Source organism: Larsenimonas rhizosphaerae (assembly GCF_023700005.1).
Classification (GTDB): Bacteria; Pseudomonadota; Gammaproteobacteria; order Pseudomonadales; family Halomonadaceae; genus Larsenimonas; species Larsenimonas rhizosphaerae.
In genome coordinates this window covers 39,586-60,309 of the sequence record NZ_JAMLJK010000006.1, presented here as the reverse complement: position 1 = coordinate 60,309, position 20,724 = coordinate 39,586, and the positions used below count along the sequence as shown (strand labels likewise).

20 protein-coding genes are annotated in these 20,724 nt (G+C 56.6%); 9 read left to right on the top strand and 11 right to left on the bottom strand.

What is annotated here, in order from left to right; genetic code table 11:
- Nucleotides 1–88: 88 nt before the first annotated feature.
- Nucleotides 89–1,168: a substrate-binding domain-containing protein gene (locus NAT21_RS15115; protein WP_250939720.1), complete on the top strand. Its 1,080-nt coding sequence runs from the start codon at nt 89–91 to the stop codon at nt 1,166–1,168.
- Nucleotides 1,169–1,311: 143 nt separating this feature from the next.
- The gene (gene rapA / locus NAT21_RS15110) at nt 1,312–4,254 is read left to right on the top strand and encodes an RNA polymerase-associated protein RapA (RefSeq protein WP_250939718.1); all 2,943 of its coding nucleotides are present in this window, start codon (nt 1,312–1,314) and stop codon (nt 4,252–4,254) included.
- Between the two features lie 20 nt (nt 4,255–4,274).
- Here rapA and NAT21_RS15105 read toward each other — a convergent pair whose 3' ends face one another.
- Nucleotides 4,275–5,174, bottom strand: coding sequence for a TIGR01777 family oxidoreductase (locus NAT21_RS15105; RefSeq protein ID WP_250939716.1), 900 nt, complete (start codon nt 5,172–5,174; stop codon nt 4,275–4,277).
- Nucleotides 5,175–5,313: 139 nt separating this feature from the next.
- On the opposite strand from NAT21_RS15105, the gene NAT21_RS15100 reads away from it, so the two are divergent.
- The 6 genes from NAT21_RS15100 (at nt 5,314) to fabB (ending at nt 11,203) form a co-directional block, all read left to right on the top strand.
- On the top strand, nt 5,314–6,324 hold the full coding sequence (locus NAT21_RS15100) for an NAD(P)/FAD-dependent oxidoreductase (protein ID WP_250939714.1): 1,011 nt from the start codon (nt 5,314–5,316) through the stop codon (nt 6,322–6,324).
- 13 nt (nt 6,325–6,337) lie between these two features.
- Nucleotides 6,338–6,718 (top strand): sirohydrochlorin chelatase, encoded by a 381-nt coding sequence (locus NAT21_RS15095; RefSeq protein ID WP_250939712.1) that lies wholly within the window; start codon nt 6,338–6,340, stop codon nt 6,716–6,718.
- 185 nt (nt 6,719–6,903) lie between these two features.
- On the top strand, nt 6,904–7,830 hold the full coding sequence (locus NAT21_RS15090; protein WP_250939710.1) for a MerR family transcriptional regulator: 927 nt from the start codon (nt 6,904–6,906) through the stop codon (nt 7,828–7,830).
- Nucleotides 7,831–7,875: 45 nt separating this feature from the next.
- Nucleotides 7,876–9,285, top strand: a complete 1,410-nt coding sequence (phrB, locus tag NAT21_RS15085) for a deoxyribodipyrimidine photo-lyase (RefSeq protein WP_250939708.1) — start codon at nt 7,876–7,878, stop codon at nt 9,283–9,285.
- Between the two features lie 162 nt (nt 9,286–9,447).
- On the top strand, nt 9,448–9,963 hold the full coding sequence (gene fabA / locus NAT21_RS15080) for a 3-hydroxyacyl-[acyl-carrier-protein] dehydratase FabA (RefSeq protein WP_250939706.1): 516 nt from the start codon (nt 9,448–9,450) through the stop codon (nt 9,961–9,963).
- Nucleotides 9,964–9,976: 13 nt separating this feature from the next.
- The gene (gene fabB, locus NAT21_RS15075) at nt 9,977–11,203 is read left to right on the top strand and encodes a beta-ketoacyl-ACP synthase I (protein WP_250939704.1); all 1,227 of its coding nucleotides are present in this window, start codon (nt 9,977–9,979) and stop codon (nt 11,201–11,203) included.
- A gap of 73 nt (nt 11,204–11,276) precedes the next feature.
- On the opposite strand, the gene NAT21_RS15070 is transcribed toward fabB, so the two are convergent.
- From NAT21_RS15070 to ssb, 3 genes are all read right to left on the bottom strand, one after another.
- Nucleotides 11,277–12,005 carry a lysophospholipid acyltransferase family protein gene (locus NAT21_RS15070; protein WP_250939832.1) on the bottom strand — a complete coding sequence of 243 codons (729 nt, stop codon included), beginning with the start codon at nt 12,003–12,005 and terminating at the stop codon, nt 11,277–11,279.
- Nucleotides 12,005–12,883, bottom strand: a complete 879-nt coding sequence (locus NAT21_RS15065) for a sugar nucleotide-binding protein (protein ID WP_250939702.1) — start codon at nt 12,881–12,883, stop codon at nt 12,005–12,007. Before NAT21_RS15065 ends, NAT21_RS15070 begins: the two co-directional genes overlap by 1 nt.
- 184 nt (nt 12,884–13,067) lie before the next feature.
- Nucleotides 13,068–13,646 carry a single-stranded DNA-binding protein gene (gene ssb, locus NAT21_RS15060; RefSeq protein ID WP_250939700.1) on the bottom strand — a complete coding sequence of 193 codons (579 nt, stop codon included), beginning with the start codon at nt 13,644–13,646 and terminating at the stop codon, nt 13,068–13,070.
- Nucleotides 13,647–13,848: 202 nt separating this feature from the next.
- On the opposite strand from ssb, the gene uvrA reads away from it, so the two are divergent.
- Nucleotides 13,849–16,680: an excinuclease ABC subunit UvrA gene (uvrA, locus tag NAT21_RS15055; RefSeq protein ID WP_250939698.1), complete on the top strand. Its 2,832-nt coding sequence runs from the start codon at nt 13,849–13,851 to the stop codon at nt 16,678–16,680.
- Here the strand turns inward: uvrA and NAT21_RS15050 are convergent.
- The 7 genes from NAT21_RS15050 to rpmJ form a co-directional block, all read right to left on the bottom strand.
- Nucleotides 16,677–17,432, bottom strand: a complete 756-nt coding sequence (locus NAT21_RS15050; RefSeq protein ID WP_250939696.1) for an EAL domain-containing protein — start codon at nt 17,430–17,432, stop codon at nt 16,677–16,679. The genes uvrA and NAT21_RS15050 overlap by 4 nt on opposite strands.
- A gap of 135 nt (nt 17,433–17,567) precedes the next feature.
- Nucleotides 17,568–17,951 carry a 50S ribosomal protein L17 gene (gene rplQ, locus NAT21_RS15045; RefSeq protein WP_250939694.1) on the bottom strand — a complete coding sequence of 128 codons (384 nt, stop codon included), beginning with the start codon at nt 17,949–17,951 and terminating at the stop codon, nt 17,568–17,570.
- A 40-nt stretch (nt 17,952–17,991) separates the two neighbouring features.
- On the bottom strand, nt 17,992–18,990 hold the full coding sequence (locus NAT21_RS15040) for a DNA-directed RNA polymerase subunit alpha (RefSeq protein WP_250939692.1): 999 nt from the start codon (nt 18,988–18,990) through the stop codon (nt 17,992–17,994).
- Nucleotides 18,991–19,041: 51 nt separating this feature from the next.
- Nucleotides 19,042–19,662 carry a 30S ribosomal protein S4 gene (gene rpsD, locus NAT21_RS15035; protein WP_250939690.1) on the bottom strand — a complete coding sequence of 207 codons (621 nt, stop codon included), beginning with the start codon at nt 19,660–19,662 and terminating at the stop codon, nt 19,042–19,044.
- Between the two features lie 12 nt (nt 19,663–19,674).
- The gene (gene rpsK / locus NAT21_RS15030) at nt 19,675–20,061 is read right to left on the bottom strand and encodes a 30S ribosomal protein S11 (RefSeq protein ID WP_250939688.1); all 387 of its coding nucleotides are present in this window, start codon (nt 20,059–20,061) and stop codon (nt 19,675–19,677) included.
- 36 nt (nt 20,062–20,097) lie between these two features.
- A complete protein-coding gene (gene rpsM, locus NAT21_RS15025; protein WP_250939686.1) occupies nt 20,098–20,454 on the bottom strand; it encodes a 30S ribosomal protein S13 in 357 nt (118 codons plus the stop codon).
- Nucleotides 20,455–20,584: 130 nt separating this feature from the next.
- On the bottom strand, nt 20,585–20,698 hold the full coding sequence (gene rpmJ, locus NAT21_RS15020) for a 50S ribosomal protein L36 (RefSeq protein WP_250939684.1): 114 nt from the start codon (nt 20,696–20,698) through the stop codon (nt 20,585–20,587).
- Nucleotides 20,699–20,724: the final 26 nt, after the last annotated feature.

Genomic DNA, 20,724 nt, shown 5'->3' with positions numbered 1-20,724 from the left:
TAGGAATAATTGTTCTTAATTGCTTTATGCTTAAGTCACGTGACGGCCAAACTAGCACACCCGGGCAACCCGAAAAATATGAATGAAAATGCTTAAGACAAAGTTGCATATCACCCCGACCTGGCTGTTCAGAAACGAGGAAAATGACCTGCTGGATCCTGTCATTTTTGCGTTGCTCAATGGCGTACACGACACCGGCAAGCTGACGCGTGCAGCACAGAAGGCCGGCATCTCCTACCGCCATGCCTGGAACCTGCTTACCCGGGGTGAGCTTTTCTTTGGCATGCCCATGGTAACCATGCGCAAGGGGTACGGAACGCGGCTCTCGCCGCTGGGTGAACAGCTGCTGTGGTCAGAACAACGCCTCAGGGCACGACTCGAGCCTCAACTCGACAGCATGGCTTCGGAACTCAACCACCAGCTGCAGCAACTGCTGGAAGGGGCCCATCCGGTGCTGCGCCTGCACGCCAGTCACGGCTACGCCGTCGCCCTGCTCGCGGAGCTGCCGGGCGAGCTGGACCTGCGTTACTGCAACCCGCTGGAAGCCCTCAGCGCCCTGAATCGGGGCGACTGCGATCTTGCCAGCTTTCACCTGCCGGCTTCGCCACCACTGGCGGCACGTGTCATGGCCGCCTATCACGACCAGCTTGCCGGTCAAAACCTTCGCGTCATTCGATTTGTCACTCGGCGCCAGGGCCTGATCCTGCGTACCGAGACACGACAGCAGGTTCACGGCCTTGCGGACCTTACCCGGCCCGGGCTCCGCTTTATCAACCGCGATGAACACTCCGGCACCCGGGTACTGTTCAACCTGCTGCTGGAAGCACATCACATCGATGAAGCGCACCTCACCAATGCTGCTCAGGAGGAGTTCACTCACACCGCCGTCGCCGCTTATGTGGCTGCCGGCATGGCCGATGTGGGGTTTGGTGTCGAAGCTGCCGCCGCGCAGTTCGGCCTCGAGTTCATAAATCTGGCCACGGAGCACTACCTGCTGGTCTGTCATGAAAGCCAGCTTCGTCAGCACAACCTGTGCCAGTTGATGGAAGCCATGGGCTCTGACTCGTTTCTAAGCGCCGTTGATCACCTGGCCGGATATACGCCGGATAAATGCGGTACGCCCTGCACATTCGATGAACTGCTGAAGGATGGGATCGAACAGTCCTGAGATGGCCTCAGCGAGCTCATTGCAGGGCGCCTTCGGCCTCGGACGTTCATCTGCACGCATCAAGGGTTAAGCCCTGCCGGGCTTTAAGGTAAGATACCGCGCCCGCCGGCATGAACCTGTAAATGTGAGGCCCGATTAACAGCATGAGCGATTTCTCTCCCGGCCAGCGCTATATCAGCGATGGCGAAGCCGAACTTGGTCTGGGCACGATACTGAATGTCGACTTTCGAAGCGTCACGGTGCTGTTCAACGCCAGTGACGAAACCCGCACCTATTCCTCCAAGGACGCGCCCCTGACCCGGGTGGTATTCGGCAGTGGTGACCGGGTCGAATCCAGCGAAGGCTGGGTACTGACTGTAGAAGACACCAAGGAACAGCGTGGCCTGATTACCTATATCGGCGTTGATGAACAAGGCGAACTGAAAGAACTGCCCGAGCCGAAAATCAGCGACCGAATGCAGTTCCACCAGGCCCGTGACCGCCTGCTCACTGGTCAGATCGACCGCAATGACTGGTTCAACCTGCGCTATCGCAGCCTTCAGATCATGAACCGCCTTCAACGCCATCCCGCGCTGGGACTTTCCGGCCCCCGGATTGATCTGGTTCCCCACCAGCTTTTCATTGCCGATGATGTCTCACGTCGACGCCTGCCGCGCGTCCTGCTGGCTGACGAAGTGGGTCTGGGCAAGACCATCGAGGCTGGGTTGATCCTTCATCGTCTGTTGCAGACCGGCCGGGCGTCGCGCGCCCTGATTCTGGTGCCCGAGAGCCTGACGCACCAGTGGCTGGTCGAGCTGCTGCGCCGCTTCTCGATCGACGTTACCCTGCTGGACGAACAACAGTGCGCCGAACTCGACCGAGCGCAGAACCCGTTCGAAAGCCGCCAGCTGATTCTGGCCAGCCAGCAGTGGCTGTTTGCCAACCCTCACCGGCAGGCGCAGGCCACTGGCAGCCACTGGGACATGCTGATTGTCGATGAGGCGCACCACCTGGCCTGGACCCCGGAAGGCGGCGACACCGGTTACCAGACCATCGAACATCTGGCCAACGTCAGCCACGGTGTTCTGCTGCTGACGGCAACCCCTGAACAGATGGGACCCGACAGCCACTTTGCACGTCTTAAACTGCTGGACCCGCAGCGCTACCCGGACCTGGACACCTTTCAGGCCGAAGAGCAACGTTATTCCCACGTCGCCGAAGCAGTCGAGGCCCTCGATGCCTGGCCGGAAGACGCCTCCCGGCGCGATACGCTGGATGCCATTCTGGATGATGCCGATAGCCAGTCCCTGCTTGATCAGCTGGCTGCCGCCGACACGCCGGAAGACCAGACCCGGTTACGCCAGTCGCTGCGTCGCCATCTACTGGACCGCCATGGCACCGGCCGCGTGGTATTTCGCAACAGCCGCCGCCATGTTGAAGGATTTCCGGAACGTCGCCTTCACGTCCATGAGCTTGACATGCCGGCCCCGTATCAGCGGATGCTGAAAAAGCTGGACAGGGATGAGGACTACCTTGATGAGCTGCTGATTGATACCGGCCTCGATCATCCGGATGTGCTGCTGTATCTGGAAGAGACCCAGACAGCCCTCGACCGCGAGCGGATGAATGGCGATGGCACCCCCTGGTGGAAAACCGATACCCGAGTGGAATGGCTGAAACAGTGGCTGAAGCAGCATCCGGGCGAAAAGGCCCTGCTGATCTGCCATTTCGCAGATACCGCCCGTGAACTGTCTGCCGGTCTTCAGGTCCTGACCGGCCTGCATGTTCCGGTATTTCATGAAGGCATGACGCTGATCGAGCGTGACCGCGCCGCGGCTGCCTTTGCCGAACAGGATGCCAGCGAAGGCAGTCCGTTGCTGATATGCTCGGAAATCGGCTCCGAAGGCCGCAACTTCCAGTTCTGCCACCATCTGATCATGTTCGATCTGCCGCCCCATCCGGACCAGCTGGAACAGCGCATCGGCCGGCTTGATCGCATCGGTCAGCGCTTTCCGATCGATATTCATCTGCCCATCTTCCCGGACAGCCCGATGGCTCGCCTGCTGAACTGGTACCGCGATGGCATGGATGCGTTCAGTTTTCCCCATGGGATCGGCAGTACCCTGTTTGACGAGTTCGGCGACCGGCTGGCTGACAGCCTGCTGGATGCCGATGACATTCAGGCGCTGGTCAGCGAAACACGCGAGCGCTTCGATGTTCTCATCCAGGAGCGACTGGCCGGACGAAATCGCCTGCTGGAGATGGGCTCGCAGAATCCGGCCCATGCCGAACAGATTGCCGCGCAGATCGAGGAACTGGACAACGACCCCACCCTGCCGAAGTACCTGGATCAGGCCTTCGATATCTTCGGGGTTGATACACGAGATCTGGATGGCGGACTGACCTACCTTCACCCCGGTGGCCACATGGTCGAGGGGCTGCCTGGCCTGATTCGGGGCGAGGAAGGCTTCACCATGACCCTGTCGCGTGAGACCGCCCTGAGCCGGGATGATATTCAGCGTCTGTCCTGGGAGCACCCGCTGGTTCAGGAAATGCTGTCTCACATGGCGACCGGCGCCATGGGCAATACAGCCCTCGGGCTGTTACAGCATCCCAGCATCCCGGGTGGACGTGTCATGCTGGAAGCAGTGTTCTGCACATCAACACCGGCACCATCCGGTATTCACGTCGGCCGGTTCCTCCCGCCGACCACCGTGCGAGTACTGGTGGATGAATCCGGTAATGACCTGTCCAATAGCGTGTCGTTCGGTGGACTGGCCAAGAATCTGCAGCACGTGAAGAAAGGTATTGCCCGGAACCTGATCAAGGACCGCCATGTGATGGTGCGCGAATTGATGGATCAGGCAGATACCGTCGCCGAGCGGGCCCTGTCAGGCGTAGTGCGCAAGGCCCATGAAGAAATGACACTCACCATGGACACCGAACTGGACCGCCTGACGGCGCTGGCAGCGCGGCATGGCAGCGTGCCGGAAGCAGAGCTTTCACTGCTTCGCGACGAGAAGGCACAACTGGATGACGCCATCACTCAGTCACGCCTGAGACTGGATGCGGTTCGGGTCATCCTGACCGTCGATGCCCACCAATAAGGCAGTACCGAACCGGGCCATCAGGCCCGGTTCACAATGGCCTGAAGGGCCTTTTCAAGCGTCGGGTACTCAAAGGCAAATCCGGTATGCTCAAGGCGTGCCGGTGTCATTCTTGCCCCCGTCAGCAACAATCGGGACATTTCACCCATCGCGGTTTTCAACACAAATGCCGGTATGCGCCATGGCGCTGGTCGATGCAGCACTCGCGCCAAGGTTTTGGTGAACTCACGGTTGGTCACCGGATGCGGCGCACTGCTGTTGACCGGGCCTGACAAAGCCCCATCATTCAACAAATGCATGATGATACGGACCAGATCCGTTCGGTGAATCCAGGGCATGTACTGCGTCCCCGAGCCCAGCGTTGCCCCCAGCCCGCATCGATAAACCGGTAACATCGGCTTCAGCGACCCACCATCCCGATCCAGAACCAGTCCGATCCGAATAATGGCCGTTCTCACTCCCAATGCCTCGATACGCTGTGCAGCCGCTTCCCAACGGGCACACAGCTCATGGGCAAACTCCTGATGTGGAGGGGTCTGCTCGGTCACCACGGTGTCGCCCTGGTTGCCGTAATAGCCCATCGCCGACCCTGATATCAGCACCTGAGGCAAGGTGTCCCGCGCCTTGCACAAGGCTTCAAGCGACTCGGTAACACTGACCCGGCTGTCGACCAGGGTCTGCTTGCGCGATGCGGTCCACGGCCCACCGGCGATGGAGGCACCCGCCAGGTTGATGATGGCATCCAGCGGCGTATCCCTGAACGCCATCGCGTCCGAATGCGCCTCAACCTCTACGCCAATACGCTCGACAACAGATGCCGGTGTGCGCGACAGCACGTAAAGAGAATGCCCCTGTGCCTTCAAGGCCGGACACAGTGCCTGACCGACAAACCCGGTTGCACCGGTAATCAAAATATTCATGCTGCCTCCCGAAGGGCTTAAAGGGGTTGTCCCATTGCCAGACACTGTAGACCCCTGCCGTCATATTTTCTTGTACGGACTGGAATAAACCTGTACCAAACTGATACATTGAACCGATATTCAACCAGAGATACGGGTCATGATGCCGGTTCCACCCCGGATTGCGATCATCGGTGCAGGGCTTTCGGGACTGAGTGCTGCCACCACCCTTGCTGCGGACAGGCACAGCGTACAGGTGTTTGACAAGGCACGCGGCCCCGGCGGGCGTCTTGCATCACGCCACGACTCCGAAGGCGCCATCGATCTGGGTGCCCCCTGCTTCACTGCACGCAGCGATGCCTTCAAGGACAGAGTGGCGCAGTGGCTCAAGGCAGGTGTGATTGCGCCATGGCCGGTTTCGCCCTGGACACGCCGCGCCGATGGGCAACTCACTGCGTATTCGGCAGAACATCCGCGCTATGCAGCCACCCCGCGTATGAGCGCATTAACACGTCACCTGGCAGGCGGGCTCGACATCACCCTGTCAACGCGCATTACATCCATCGAAAGGATTGCCGACGAGTACTGGCTCACCTGCGAAGGCCTCGAGCGCTACGGCCCTTTTGGGCATGTTGTGCTGGCACTTCCCGCGCCGCAGGCTCAAGCGCTGTTGCCTGACGAAGAAACCGGATTGTTGTCGCAGTGTAACAGCGTCACTCTTGCACCCTCTTGGCATGCCCATTACCGGCTCGACGCTCCACTGGATGTTCCCTGGGACGCCCTGTTTTTCGAAAATGGGACGCTGTACTGGGCCTCTAGACAGGAAAGCAAGCCCGGCCGGGAGAGCGCTCCAACCCTTCGACTGATTGCTACACCGGAGTGGAGTCAGCAGCATCTGGAGCTGGCACCGGAAGACGTCGCTTGCCGCCTGAAGGCTGCCTTTATCGACATGAACATGATGCCTCGTCCGGCATTCAGGACAGCTGACGCCCACCGATGGCGTTTTGCACAGGCCACTCATTCTCTTTCACGGACATCCCCGCTCTGGAATGCACGTCATACGCTGGCGCTGTGCGGAGACTGGTGTGCGGGAAACAATGTCGAGGCGGCCTGGCTGGCCGGCCAGCGATGCGCCAGCGAACTCATCACTTACCTCACCTCTTCTTCGTGAAAGGAATTGCACAATGACTAAGGCATACATTCTGCTGGCCCATGGCTCACCAGACGAGCAGTGGCAGCAGCCGTTCCGCGATCTCGAGAAACGGCTTCAGACCCGGTCATCTGCGCAACTGCGCATGGCGTATATGGAGCTGTGTGATCCCCTGCTGGAAGATGTCGTCGCTGAGCTCCATCAGGGCGGCGCTCAGGACATCGATATCCTGCCGCTGTTTTTCGCGGTAGGCCGACATTTAAGAGAAGATGTGCCCGGACAGGTCGACGCACTTTCAATACGCTTCCCGACACTTGCCTTGAACCTGCTGCCACCGGTTGGACAACACCCGGCATTCACCGACGCCCTGATCCGTATTGTTGAAGAGGGAATTAGTGGGCAAAAGGTGGATTAATCTTGTACACTATTTGTATATTCATCTGCCACGTATAAGTTTCGCTTGTTTTATCTGGTATAGCGCATGACACAGCTCCTCAAGTTCAGGGCAAACAGCGCTCTGGCCAGGTAACATAGCCAGAGCGACGAATCGCTACTTATGACGCCAGGATGCAACGTTGTGTGAAAAGGAGGCATGGAACAATGAGCGACAATCCCGTTACCTCGGCAGGTGGGCCGTTATACCCCATTCGTGAAGTGTCTCGATTGACAGGCGTCAATTCAGTCACGTTACGCGCCTGGGAGCGCCGCTATGGATTGATCCAGCCACGACGCACTCCCAAGGGGCATCGCCTGTATGCACGAGATGATATAGAGCGAGTAGAACGTATTGTTCAATGGCTGAATCGCGGTGTGCCCGTAAGCCAGGTAGGCGACCTGCTGGATGGTGATGGCGTTCAGGAAGAGCTTGAACCCACTCCCCCCGTGACACCGGCAACGGATAACCCCGTCGGCATCGACTGGCATGACCAGGTTACAGATGCTTGTGCCCTGATCGAGCGGTTTGACGAAAAGGGTCTCGATCAGCTGTATACACATCTGTTTGGCCGCTACCCCACACTGACCGTACTCGAAAACGTATGGAAGCCGGTGGCTGATCATGTATCGCAGCAGGATGACGATGATGTATCGCGGTTGTTTCTCGAGTCATTTCTGCGCACCCGGCTCGCACTTCGCCTGTACTACAGTAATCTCGATGTCACTACCCCTAGGCTACTTCTGGCTCGACTGCCGGAAGAAAAGGACTCCCTGCACCTTCTTCTTGCGGCGACGCACCTGGGTGCCAGTGGTTTCCATGTGTCATTGATTGACAATGCCACCACAGACAACGTGCTGATCGGCCTGACTCAGCGTTGCCGCGCCGACGTCGTGATATTGACGGGAGGCGAACAGCAGCCGGCCGATATGGTAGACCGCCTCAAGGAACTGACGGCAGCAATGCATGTGCCCGTTTGCCTGTCCGGACCGGTCACTCGGCTGCATCGAAAGGCGCTTTCCTTCGGTGGACTGACATTACTGGACGACAACCCCGGTCATGGTGCGCGTACGGTAAGACAACTCGTCGACTGACCCGGCCAGACCTGAATTTTCGGACACTCTCAACAAGGAGGTTGAATGTCCGCTCGACAACTGGTGTGGTTCCGTACCGACCTGCGCACTCATGATAATTCGGCGCTGGCAGAAGCTGCACGCCAGGGTCCGGTCATCGCCGTGATTACCCTTACCCGCAAACAGTGGAAGGCTCATGGCCACGGGGATAACAAGCTTTCCTTCTGGTACCGAGGATTTTCTGCGCTGGCAGATGATCTGGATCAGTTGAATATCCCTCTCAAGGTATTGTCTCCCGACCAGTTCAGCGCATGCCCTGAAGCAGTACTCGAGCTGGCACAGTCACTCGACTGTCAGCAGCTGCATTTCAATAATGACTATGGCATTAACGAGCGTAACCGGGACGATGAAACCGTTCGACTGTTCAAGCAGGATGGGCGCACCGTTCAACGCTACGATGATGGCGTTATTATTCCTCCGGGCGACCTGCTGACTGGTAACGATGAGTATTACAAGGTCTTTACCCCATTCTACAAGGCGTGGCTGAAAGCCCTCGACCAGCAATCCCTCGACATTCACGAGGCGCCCTCTCGCCAGAAATCGCTGAAGTCCATTGACAGCGACAAGGTACCGGCACCGGACACCCCCGACGCCGTAGACAACTCGCTCTGGCCGGCGGGCACAGAGGAAGCGGAAGATCGCCTCGAGCGTTTTCTTGGCTCACGAGCCAGGCATTACAAGGACCGTCGCGATTTTCCCTTCGATCAGGCTACCAGCACCCTGTCCCCCTATCTGGCGCTGGGCATGATTTCGCCTCGCCAGTGCCTTACTGCGGCCATTCATAAAAACGGCGGCCATGCAGGCGATGGGGACAATAACCTGACCAGCTGGATCAGCGAGCTTGCATGGCGGGATTTTTACCAGCACGTTCTGGTCGGATTCCCGAAGGTGAGCAGGCATGAGCCCTTCAAGAGCGAAACACGCAACATCAAATGGCGCCAGAGCAAAAAGGACTTCAAGGCCTGGTGTGAAGGCAATACCGGCTATCCCCTGGTGGATGCCGCGATGAAGCAACTGGTTCAGACAGGCTGGATGCATAACCGTCTTCGCATGGTAACGGCCATGTTCCTGACCAAGCATCTGCTGATTGACTGGCGCTGGGGGGAAGCTTTCTTCCTTGAGCACCTGGTGGATGGTGAACTGGGAGCAAACAACGGAGGATGGCAGTGGTCAGCGTCAACCGGTACCGATGCCTGCCCCTATTTCCGGATCTTCAATCCGACCACACAATCAAAGCGGTTCGATCCGGCCGGGCGATTCATCATCCATTACCTGCCGGCCCTGAGTAACCTGTCTGAAAAGCATCGCCATGAACCTACGGCCTCACAGCGCCGCGAACTCCACTATCCAGAGACCATCGTGGATCATCGCGCTGCGCGTGAACGGGCGCTGGAGACATTCAAGTCCCTGAAATAAAGCTCACCTTAACCGTGAGCGTCGAAACCGGGAGTAATTGTGTGCGATAATGCAGGGAGTGTTTCACGCCGGGCAGGCACATAGTAACGTCTGCCTTCGTCAAGTAGACTAGGACGCGCTCCAGAGACAGAGCACAATCCTTACGATTCTCGGAACGAGTCAGTGACCAAGCAACACTCTTTTACACGCGATGAATTGCTGCAATGCAGCCAGGGTGAACTTTTCGGACCTGGCAATGCCCAGCTTCCCGCGCCGAACATGCTGATGCTTGACCGCATCACTCATATCCACGAGGAAGGCGGACAGTACGGCAAGGGCGAGCTGATTGCCGAGCTGGACATCAGGCCGGACCTCTGGTTTTTTGAATGCCACTTTCCTGGCGACCCGGTAATGCCCGGCTGTCTGGGACTGGACGCCATGTGGCAGCTGGTAGGCTTTCATCTTGGCTGGCTCGGCAACCCCGGGCGCGGACGCGCTCTGGGCTGTGGCGAGGTCAAGTTTTCAGGGCAGATTCTGCCTGAAGCAAGCAAGGTGACCTATCATATCAACATCAAGCGTGTTATCACGCGGCGCCTGATTCTTGGCATCGCCGATGGTACCGTCAGTGTTGATGGTCGCCCGATCTACCAGGCCAACGATTTACGTGTCGGCCTGTTCACTTCTACCTCGAATTTTTAACCGGGAGGCTCCCATGCGACGAGTGGTAGTCACCGGCCTGGGCATCGTATCCTGCCTGGGCAATGACCAGCATCAGGTTCTGGAGTCCCTCAAGCTCGGGCGCTCCGGTATTCGCTATCGTGAAGAGTACGCTGAGCGCGGCATGCGCAGCCATGTGGCCGGCGCCGTAGACATTGATATAGATGCCCACGTCGACCGAAAGCGACTTCGTTTTATGGGAGATGCGGCGGCCTATGCCTACATCTCTATGCAGCAGGCCATAGACGATGCCGGGCTGACACCGGAACAGGTGTCCAACCCGCGTACCGGGCTGATTGCCGGCTCGGGAGGCGCATCGTCTGCCAACCAAGTGGAAGCCGCTGATATCCTGCGTGAAAAGGGATTACGGCGTGTCGGCCCCTACCGTGTAACCCGCACCATGGGCAGCACGGTCTCCGCCTGCCTGGCAACACCGTTTGAAATCAAGGGTATCAACTACTCCATTTCTTCGGCCTGCTCCACATCCGCACACTGCATCGGCAGCGCCATGGAGCAGATACAGCTCGGCAAGCAGGATGTAGTCTTTGCCGGCGGTGGTGAAGAAGAGCACTGGACACTGTCCTGTCTCTTTGACGCCATGGGTGCGCTCTCCACCAGCTACAACGACACACCTGAACGTGCTTCGCGCCCTTATGATACGGCCCGCGACGGCTTTGTCATTGCCGGTGGTGGCGCCATGCTCGTGCTTGAAGAACTGGAGCATGCGCGGGCACGTGGTGCAAAAATCTACGCGGAGCTCACGGGCTACGGTGCCAACTCCGATGGCTACGACATGGTAGCGCCATCGGGTGAGGGAGCGGTTCGTTGCATGCAGCAGGCTATCGCCATGCTGGGTGACCAACACCCCAAAATTGATTACATCAATACCCATGGTACCTCTACACCGGTTGGAGACATGTCCGAACTCAAGGCCCTGCGTGCCCTGTTCGGTGATGACGTGCCGCCGCTGTCATCGACCAAATCGTTGACGGGCCACTCGCTTGGCGCCACGGGTGCACAGGAAGCCATTTACTCCCTGCTGATGATGCAGAATGACTTCATCTGCGCGTCTGCCAATCTGGATGAACAGGACCCTGATGCCCAAGGCTTTGATATTGTCAGCACATGCCGTGAGACAACATTGAACCGAGTCCTGTCAAACAGCTTCGGATTTGGTGGAACCAACGCATGCCTGATCTTTGATCGGTATCAGGACGCCTGAAGTCTACGGTAGACCAAAAAAAGCCGGTGCTTTTCAGCACCGGCTTTTTAGTGTCAGAACACAACATGCACCTTCAACCCGGAGGTGTATAAGGCACCGAAGAAATACGCTCCAGCTGATCATCGACCCATTCTTCCACTTCCGCCATGATTTCCTTGGCGGTACGACCCGAGGTATCGATAGGCGCACCGATCACAACGGTAATCATGCCAGGCTTCTTGATAAAGGTCTTTCCTGGCCAGCACTCCCCAGCATTGTGTGCCACAGGCACCACGGGAACGCCTGTATTACAGGCAATCACAGCGCCGCTTTTATTGAAACGCTTTCGCTCGCCGGCATTGACGCGCGTCCCTTCAGGAAAGATAAGGACTGACATCCCGCTCTTTAATCGCTCCACACCAACGGAAAGCACGGCACGCAGCGCCACTGAGGGCTTGGAACGATCCAGCGGTATAGGCTGCAACAGCCGAAGCCCCCAGCCAAAAATAGGCAGGTTCAGCAGCTCACGCTTGATTACAGTACACATCGAATGCTTGATGGTTTGTAAAAACAGGGTTTCCCACTCGCTTTGGTGATTGGATACAAGGACACACGGCCCATCCGGCAGTCTTCCCTGATGCTCCACCTGAAAGCGTACGCCACAGGTCATTCGTAGCCATCGAACCGTCACGTAATTATAGGTATTCAGCACGGCAAAGCGTTTTCGCAGAGGAAACAGCCTCGCGATGGGTGCCATTATTACGCCAAAAAAAAGAATGGCCAGAAAATAGCCACAGTAGAACACAAGACTTCGACACCACATCACGGTTGAGACACACCCTGTTGATTTTGAGTTTCGCACCACTGCATCAGCAGACGTTCCAGCTCGATACGCCAGGGCCGCTGATGGATCCCGAACGTATCCAGCAGCCGCTGGCAGCTCAGCACGCGTCTGAGTGGCTGATCGTGATGATGACTCAGAGGCTTCACGTCGCCAAAATCAGCCGGCAGTCCCTGCCCTTCCAGTAGTGTCACCAGCTGCGTACGTACGACACCGCAGAAGGCATACAGGCTGACAGGTTCGATACCAGATAAATGATAACTACCCCAGCTATCTGCTCCGTATTTGAGCTGCATCAGGATACCAATCATGGCCATGGCCAGTGACTCTGCCGACGCTGGGCCAACGACAACATCTTCAGGCACGCGCACGTCATTCCCGCCTGCCAGCGTCGCAATAATATCCGGTAACCAGGCATGCTCGCCATCCAGCGCAAACAGGGGGCCGACACGAAGGATGATATGATGGGGAAGCTCTTCACGGACCCGCATTCCAGCCTCAACCAGACGGCGGAGCCCCTTGTCGATCGGATCCGGCACCAGACTTTCACTGATGGGGGTCGGGCTACCGGCCTCGAACATTTCATCACTGACGCACCAGACCAGCGGCAGGTTCTGTGCCACGCAGTGCGACAGTACCTCTTCCACCAGAGCAGCATGGGCCACCACCTCAGCCGGTGTAGCCGAGGCAGGATGAGACAGCGGCGGAACAATCACGGCATCACACTGCTCAAACACCCACCCCTTCTGCTGCAGCGCAGAGATTTCATGAGTCTCAACGACAATATCGGCGCGCCTGCGTCCCTCTCGGGCCAGCGCACGGCTAAGGCAATGGGATGCTCCAAGAACGAGAAATTTCACACAATCCCTTTTATTGACGGTTCCAAACGACAAGGCTGTCATACGCCCAGGACATGAAAACTCCTACTATACGCCGCTGCATCAGCACTGTCGTTAGCCATCAGGCCCCGCACAAGCTGCTCGCATTGATGCAAAAAGGCCATGCCGGAAGCATGGCCTTTTCACTACGGCATATCCCTGTTCATCAGAACGGGATCTCGTCATCAAAATCGTCAAACCCGCCCGGCTGAGGAGCATTGTTCTGTGCCGGTGCCGGCTGAGCCGGAGCTCGCTGACCGGAAGGCTGATTGCCCTGCTGGCCATAGTTGCCCTGGCCACCCCCCTGTTGACCGTAATTGCCCTGAGGTGCCGGCTGCTGGCGAGCGGGCTGCTGGTTCTGGCCATACCCACCACCCTGCCCCTGATCGTAATCGCCACCCTGGCCTCCACGACCATCAAGCATCTGCATGTCGTTGGCCACGATTTCAGTGCTGTAACGATCCTGCCCATTCTGATCCTGCCACTTGCGTGTTTGCAGGCGGCCTTCAATATAGACCTTGGAGCCTTTCTTGACGTACTGCTGGGCGACTTCAGCCAGTTTGTTGAACAGCACGACACGGTGCCACTCGGTACGCTCCTGACGCTGACCGGTCTGGCGATCATTCCAGGTATCAGACGTTGCCAGGTTAAGATTCGCGACCGCGGTACCGGACGGGGTAAAGCGCACTTCCGGATCCTGACCCAGATTGCCGATCAAAATAACCTTGTTTATTCCACGAGCCATGAAGGCCTCCATCGTTACTGGCGCCCCGCGCCATCATGGTGAACTTGCTGCCGCGCCGCGCTGAGCGGCTACCTAAATCAACCTGTCAGTTTATCATCACTGACATATAAACGCGCCCTTCGTAAAGATTACCTGCCCGGCTTTGCTGCCTAGTGCCTCCCCCTCCTATACTGGAGGTTTTACCTCGGCCGAGAAGCGATTTATGGACCAGATTCTGGTACGCGGTGCTCGCACCCATAACCTGAAAAACATTGATGTAGATCTTCCTCGCGACAGGCTGATTGTCATTACCGGGCTTTCCGGCTCAGGCAAGTCCTCGCTGGCCTTTGATACGCTCTATGCCGAAGGGCAACGGCGCTACGTTGAATCCCTCTCAACCTACGCACGCCAGTTTCTATCCATGATGGAAAAACCGGACATTGACCATATTGAAGGTCTGTCCCCCGCCATCTCGATCGAACAGAAATCCACATCACACAACCCACGCTCCACCGTAGGGACCATCACCGAGATCTATGACTATCTGCGACTGCTCTATGCCCGCGCTGGTACACCACGCTGCCCCGAGCATGGCACGGATCTTTCGGCGCAAACCATTTCGCAGATGGTGGACCAGGTCGTTGCCCTGCCGGAAGGCACCCGCGCCATGTTACTGGCCCCAGTGGTCAGTGGTCGCAAGGGTGAACATCTCCAACTGATTGCCGAGTTACGCTCTCAGGGCTTTGTTCGGGCCATGATCGACGGCCAGATTCTGGAACTTGATGATGTCCGCACACTGGAAAAGAACAAGAAGCATGATATCAGCGTGGTGGTTGACCGGCTGAAAGTACGTGAAGACATTCAGCAACGTCTGGCAGAGTCCTTTGAAACCGCTCTGAACCTCTCTGATGGCAGCGCGCTGCTTCATTTCATGGATGGCGAACAGGAAGATCTGGTATTTTCATCGCGATTTGCCTGTCCTGTCTGCGGTTACTCGATTTCAGAGCTTGAACCGCGAATGTTTTCCTTCAACAATCCTGCCGGGGCATGCCCCAGCTGTGACGGTCTGGGCAACCACCAGTTCTTTGATCCGGAAAAGTTGATCCGTCAACCGGAGCTGTCGTTGGCTGAAGGGGTCATCAAAGGCTGGGACAGGCGCAGCGTGTACTATTTCTCGCAGCTTGAAGCTGTAGCCAAGCACTATGGCTTTGCACTCGAAACGCCCTGGAATGAGCTCGACAATGCAGTGCAGCGTACAGTGCTTCATGGCAGCGGCCGGGAAGAAGTGCCGTTCAGCTATGTCAACGACCGTGGTCGTAAGATAGAGCGAAAGCATGCCTTTGAAGGCATTTTGCCCAACATGGAGCGACGCTATCGCGAAACCGAATCGAACATGGTCCGTGAAGACCTGGCCAAACTGCTGTCAATACAACCCTGCCCGACCTGTCATGGCACCCGGCTACGCAAGGAGGCTCGCCATGTATTTGTGGCAGAACGGCCGTTGCCTGACATCGTGCGCGACCCCATTGGTGAGTGTCTGACATTCTTCGAGCAACTGGAATTGCCTGGACGCAAGGGTGAAATCGCACTCAAGATTCTTAACGAAATTACCAGCCGACTTCAGTTTCTAGCCAACGTCGGTCTCGACTACCTGACACTTGAACGAAGTGCCGACACCCTTTCAGGCGGTGAGGCGCAGCGCATACGCCTGGCCAGCCAGATCGGTGCAGGCCTTGTAGGTGTCATGTATATACTGGATGAACCCTCGATCGGACTGCACCAGCGCGACAATGACCGCCTTCTGAAAACCCTTGAGCGGCTTCGCGATCTAGGCAATACCGTCATCGTGGTCGAGCATGACGAGGATGCCATCCGGGCGGCAGACCACGTCGTTGATATCGGGCCAGGCGCCGGCGTGCATGGTGGCAAAATCGTGTCGCAGGGCACACCAGAGCATATTATTCAGGATACGAGCTCATTGACCGGCCAGTATCTATCCGGACAACGCCGAATCGAGATCCCCCCCCATCGAAAGCCGGCACATCCCGACCAGCAGCTTCACCTACGGGGGGCCAGCGGCAATAACCTGACCGATGTAGACCTTACCCTGCCACTGGGCATGTTTGTCTGTGTGACCGGGGTCTCCGGCTCAGGCAAGTCAACCCTGATCAACGGCACCCTGATGCCCATCGCGGCGCGTGAGCTGAATCGGGCCACCACTCTCAAGCCGGCGCCCTATACCTCCATTGAAGGCCTGGAGCTGCTGGACAAGATCATAGATATCGACCAAAGCCCGATCGGGCGGACACCTCGCTCGAACCCGGCGACTTATACCGGCATCTTCACACCCATTCGTGAATTATTTGCAGGTACGGAAGAAGCTCGCTCACGTGGCTACAAGCCTGGCCGCTTTTCCTTCAACGTAAAAGGCGGCCGGTGCGAAGCCTGTCAGGGAGAGGGGCTGATCAAGGTCGAGATGCACTTTTTACCGGATATCTACGTCCCTTGCGACGTCTGCAAGGGGAAGCGGTATAACCGCGAGACACTGGATATTCAGTACAAGGGCAAGAATATTCACGAAGTGCTGGAAATGACAATTGAGGACGCACTGACATATTTCAGTCCCGTACCGGCAATTGCCAGACGGCTTCAAACGCTGATGGATGTCGGCCTGTCCTACGTCAAGCTGGGCCAAAGCGCTACCACCCTCTCAGGCGGTGAAGCTCAGCGCGTCAAGCTTGCTCGGGAACTGGCCAAACGGGATACCGGCAAGACGCTGTACATTCTTGATGAGCCCACAACAGGATTGCACTTCGAGGACATCAGGCAGTTACTGGGCGTATTGCATCGCCTGCGTGATCAGGGCAATAGCGTGGTAGTGATCGAACACAATCTGGACGTCATTAAAACCGCAGACTGGCTGATTGACCTTGGGCCCGAAGGTGGATCGGGCGGTGGTCGAATTATCGCAGAGGGAACGCCGGAACAGATTGCAGCAACGAAGGCATCCTATACCGGCCATTTCCTTCGTCCATTGCTGGAGCGTGGCTACTAGCAGCCCACCCAGTCAGGCCAGTAGACATCAGGCAGCCCATCAACTGCTGGCCTGGCAAAAAAATATCCCTGCTGAAGACGGATGCCACGCTGATAGAGCCAATGGGCATCCTCTTCGGCTTCGACACCTTCCGCCACAACGTTGATGTGCTCAGCCGATGCAAGAGACAGCATCGCATCAACGATATTCTGTTTAGTCGTACTGCCGCAAACCCCTCCTATCAATGAGCGATCCAGCTTCAGATAGTCCGGGTGCATATAGGTCAACGTCTCAAGGTTTGAATTGCCTGCGCCAAAGTCATCCAGCGCTACAGCCAGCCCCATCTGGCGATACATCGAAACGATATGCGCCAGATGTGCCTGATCCCTGACATGTTCGGTTTCAGTAATCTCGAAAATGATATTACGTAGATCCCAGCCGAGGCGGCGCGCAGTGGCAATGGTAGACGCGAGACAGGCCTCGGGCTCATAAACAGCATTGGGCATGAAATTGATGGACACTGGAACCGTGCTGCCAAGGGCAGCAATTTGCCTGAGTGACTGTGTGCGGCAGCGCTGATCAAATTGATAAATATTCTTTTCATCGACTTGAGCCAGTACATCGCCGGCACCCTCACCATTTACACCCCTTACCAGGGCTTCATGAGCATGCACATGACCACTGCCAAGATCCACAATGGGCTGAAATGCCATGACAATGTCAAAACCCAGGGGCTGATGACACAGGCACTGTGCCGGAGCTACACATGACATGCACGTTTCCTGTCCAGTGAAGAAGATAATCCCTGCAGGATAATATCGACAAACAGTACTTCAACTGTAAAAGAGAAACACCAGCGCACAAAAAAACCGGCCACAAGGGCCGGTTTATTGAAATAACACAAGGTGTTATTCGTCGTTGTCGCTCTCGACAACGGGACGGTCAACCAGTTCAACATAAGCCATCGGCGCATTGTCACCAGCGCGGAAACCGCACTTGAGGACACGTACGTAACCGCCAGGGCGATTCACGTAGCGAGGACCGAGGTCGTTGAACAGCTTGCCTACCGCTTCTTTGGAGCGAGTACGATCGAATGCCAGACGACGATTAGCGACGCTGTCATTCTTTGCCAGGGTAATCAGCGGCTCGATATGACGACGCAGTTCCTTGGCTTTAGGGAGTGTGGTTTTGATCACTTCGTGCTCGACCAGTGACACACACATGTTCTTGAACATGGCATGACGGTGCGAGCTGGTACGATTCAGGTGACGACCACTCTTACGATGACGCATGGTTGTGATTCCTTACCAGTCTTGGACTCGAGTCACCCGTTCAGGCGGAGGCCTTGTCGTCTTTCAAACTCGCGGGCGGCCAATTATCAAGCCGCATGCCGAGAGACAGGCCACGAGCCTCAAGTACATCCTTGATTTCATTCAAGGACTTTTTACCGAGGTTCGGCGTTTTCAGAAGCTCTACTTCAGAGCGCTGAATCAGGTCACCGATGTAATAAATATTCTCGGCCTTGAGACAGTTGGCGCTGCGAACGGTCAACTCGAGATCGTCTACAGGGCGAAGCAGAATCGGATCGATTTGCTCTTCTTCCTCTTCAACCTCTTGCTCTTTATCGGCTTCGAGGTCAACGAAAGCTGCAAGCTGCTCTTGCAAGATTGTAGCGCTGCGACGAATAGCTTCTTCCGGGTCGAGCGTGCCATCAGTTTCCAGATCGATAACAAGCTTATCGAGGTCCGTACGCTGTTCGACACGGGCGGCCTCAACGGAATAAGAGACCCGACGCACAGGGCTGAAGGTAGCATCCAGCTGCAGGCGACCGATGGGGCGAGACTCGTCTTCAGCCTGAGTACGCACGTCTGCTGGCTCATAGCCACGTCCACGTGCGACATGAAGCTGCATCTTGAGCTCGCCACCATCATTGAGGTGAGCAATGACGTGATCCGGATTAACGATATCAATGTCGTGATCGACAACGATATCACCGGCCGTCAGCACACCCGGCCCCTTCTTGCTCAGCGTGACAGATGCTTCATCACGTCCGTGCATTCTGAACGCCACATCCTTGAGATTCAGAAGAATCTCAATGACGTCCTCCTGGACCCCTTCTACCGCGCTGTACTCATGCAAGACGCCTTCGATCTCGGCTTCCACGACCGCACAACCAGGCATGGAAGACAAGAGGATACGACGCAATGCGTTCCCCAAAGTGTGGCCAAAACCACGCTCGAACGGTTCGAGAACAATCTTGGCGTGGTTGGCATTGATTTCTTCGACCTTGATATCACGGGGGCGAAGAAACTCGGTCACTGAACGCTGCATAAGAACACCTTTAAGGCTGCCAAACGGATACTCTTCGTTGCGGCTTTGGGATTACTTGGAGTACAGCTCAACGATAAGATTCTCGTTGATGTCGGCAGACAAATCGCTACGCTCCGGAAGGGACTTGAAGGAACCTTCCATTTTCTTGCTGTCCACATCGATCCAGGACACGTCACCACGGTTCCCGGCAATCTGCAGGGCACTCTGGATACGAGACTGATTCTTGGACTTTTCACGAACAGCAATCACGTCACCCGGCCGTACCTTGTAAGAAGCAACGTTAACTGTCTTGCCATTGACGGAAATCGCCTTGTGGCTGACCAGCTGACGCGCCTCGGCTCGGGTAGACCCGAAGCCCATACGATAGACGACATTGTCCAGACGGGTTTCAAGCAGCTGAAGCAGTACTTCACCTGTTGCGCCCTTCTGACGAGCGGCCGCTTTGTAGTAATTGCGGAACTGTTTTTCAAGTACGCCATACATGCGGCGAACTTTTTGCTTCTCACGAAGCTGCATGCCGTAGTCGGAAAGACGTTGACGGCGCTGGCCATGCTGGCCCGGGGGCTGTTCGGACTTGCACTTCTTCTCGAACGGGGTAACGCCACTTTTCAGAAAGAGGTCAGTACCTTCACGACGAGAAAGCTTGCAACTTGGTCCTGTATAACGTGCCATAAGTCCTTCTCCTTAAACGCGGCGTTTCTTAGGCGGACGGCAACCGTTGTGGGGAACGGGTGTCGCGTCTGTGATGCTTTGCACGCGGAAACCGGCGGCATTCAATGCCCGCACGGCGGACTCACGGCCTGGGCCCGGGCCCTTGACCAGCACGTCGACGTTTTTCACACCATACTCGGCTGCAGCAGTCGCTGCACGTTCGCTTGCTACTTGAGCAGCGAACGGGGTGCTCTTGCGAGAACCACGAAAACCCGACCCACCGGCAGTGGCCCAGGAGAGCGCATTGCCCTGGCGGTCTGTGATCGTAACGATCGTGTTGTTAAAAGAGGCATGGATGTGGGCGATAGCGTCCACAACCTGCTTTTTAACCTTTTTGCGATTAGTACGCGGGTTAGCCATGTTGATGTTTCCTGATGTCAAACGCCGGAACGTGCGTTATTTGCGAATCGGTTTACGCGGACCTTTACGGGTACGCGCATTCGTCTTCGTGCGTTGTCCACGCATCGGAAGACTGCGACGATGGCGCAGACCACGATAGCAACCCAGGTCCATGAGACGCTTGATGTTAAGCGTAATCTCACGGCGAAGATCGCCTTCTACGATATATTTGCCGACTTCACTGCGCACCTCATCAAGTTTTTCAGCAGACAGTTCGCCTACCTTGGAACTTGCTTCGATGCCGACAGCTGCGCAGATTTGCTGCGCGCGAGTCCGGCCGATCCCGTAGATGTAAGTCAGCGAGATCGCCGCATGCTTGTTGTCCGGGATATTGACGCCTGCAATACGGGCCATCAGCTTTCTCCGACTATTGAGCGGCTTGCTCGGTTGATAAGTCTATAAAAAGGCGCGACAGTATATCCCTTATTGCCCGGATGGGCAAGGATAACCGCCGCACCTCTTATAACGAACAGTGACTGGGCAATTAACCCTGACGCTGTTTGTGACGAGGCTCATCGCAGATTACGCGAACCGCGCCACGACGCCGAATAATCTTGCAGTTTCGGCAAATCTTTTTTACAGAGGCTCGAACTTTCATCGTTCACTCCAAGTTGCTCAGCTGGT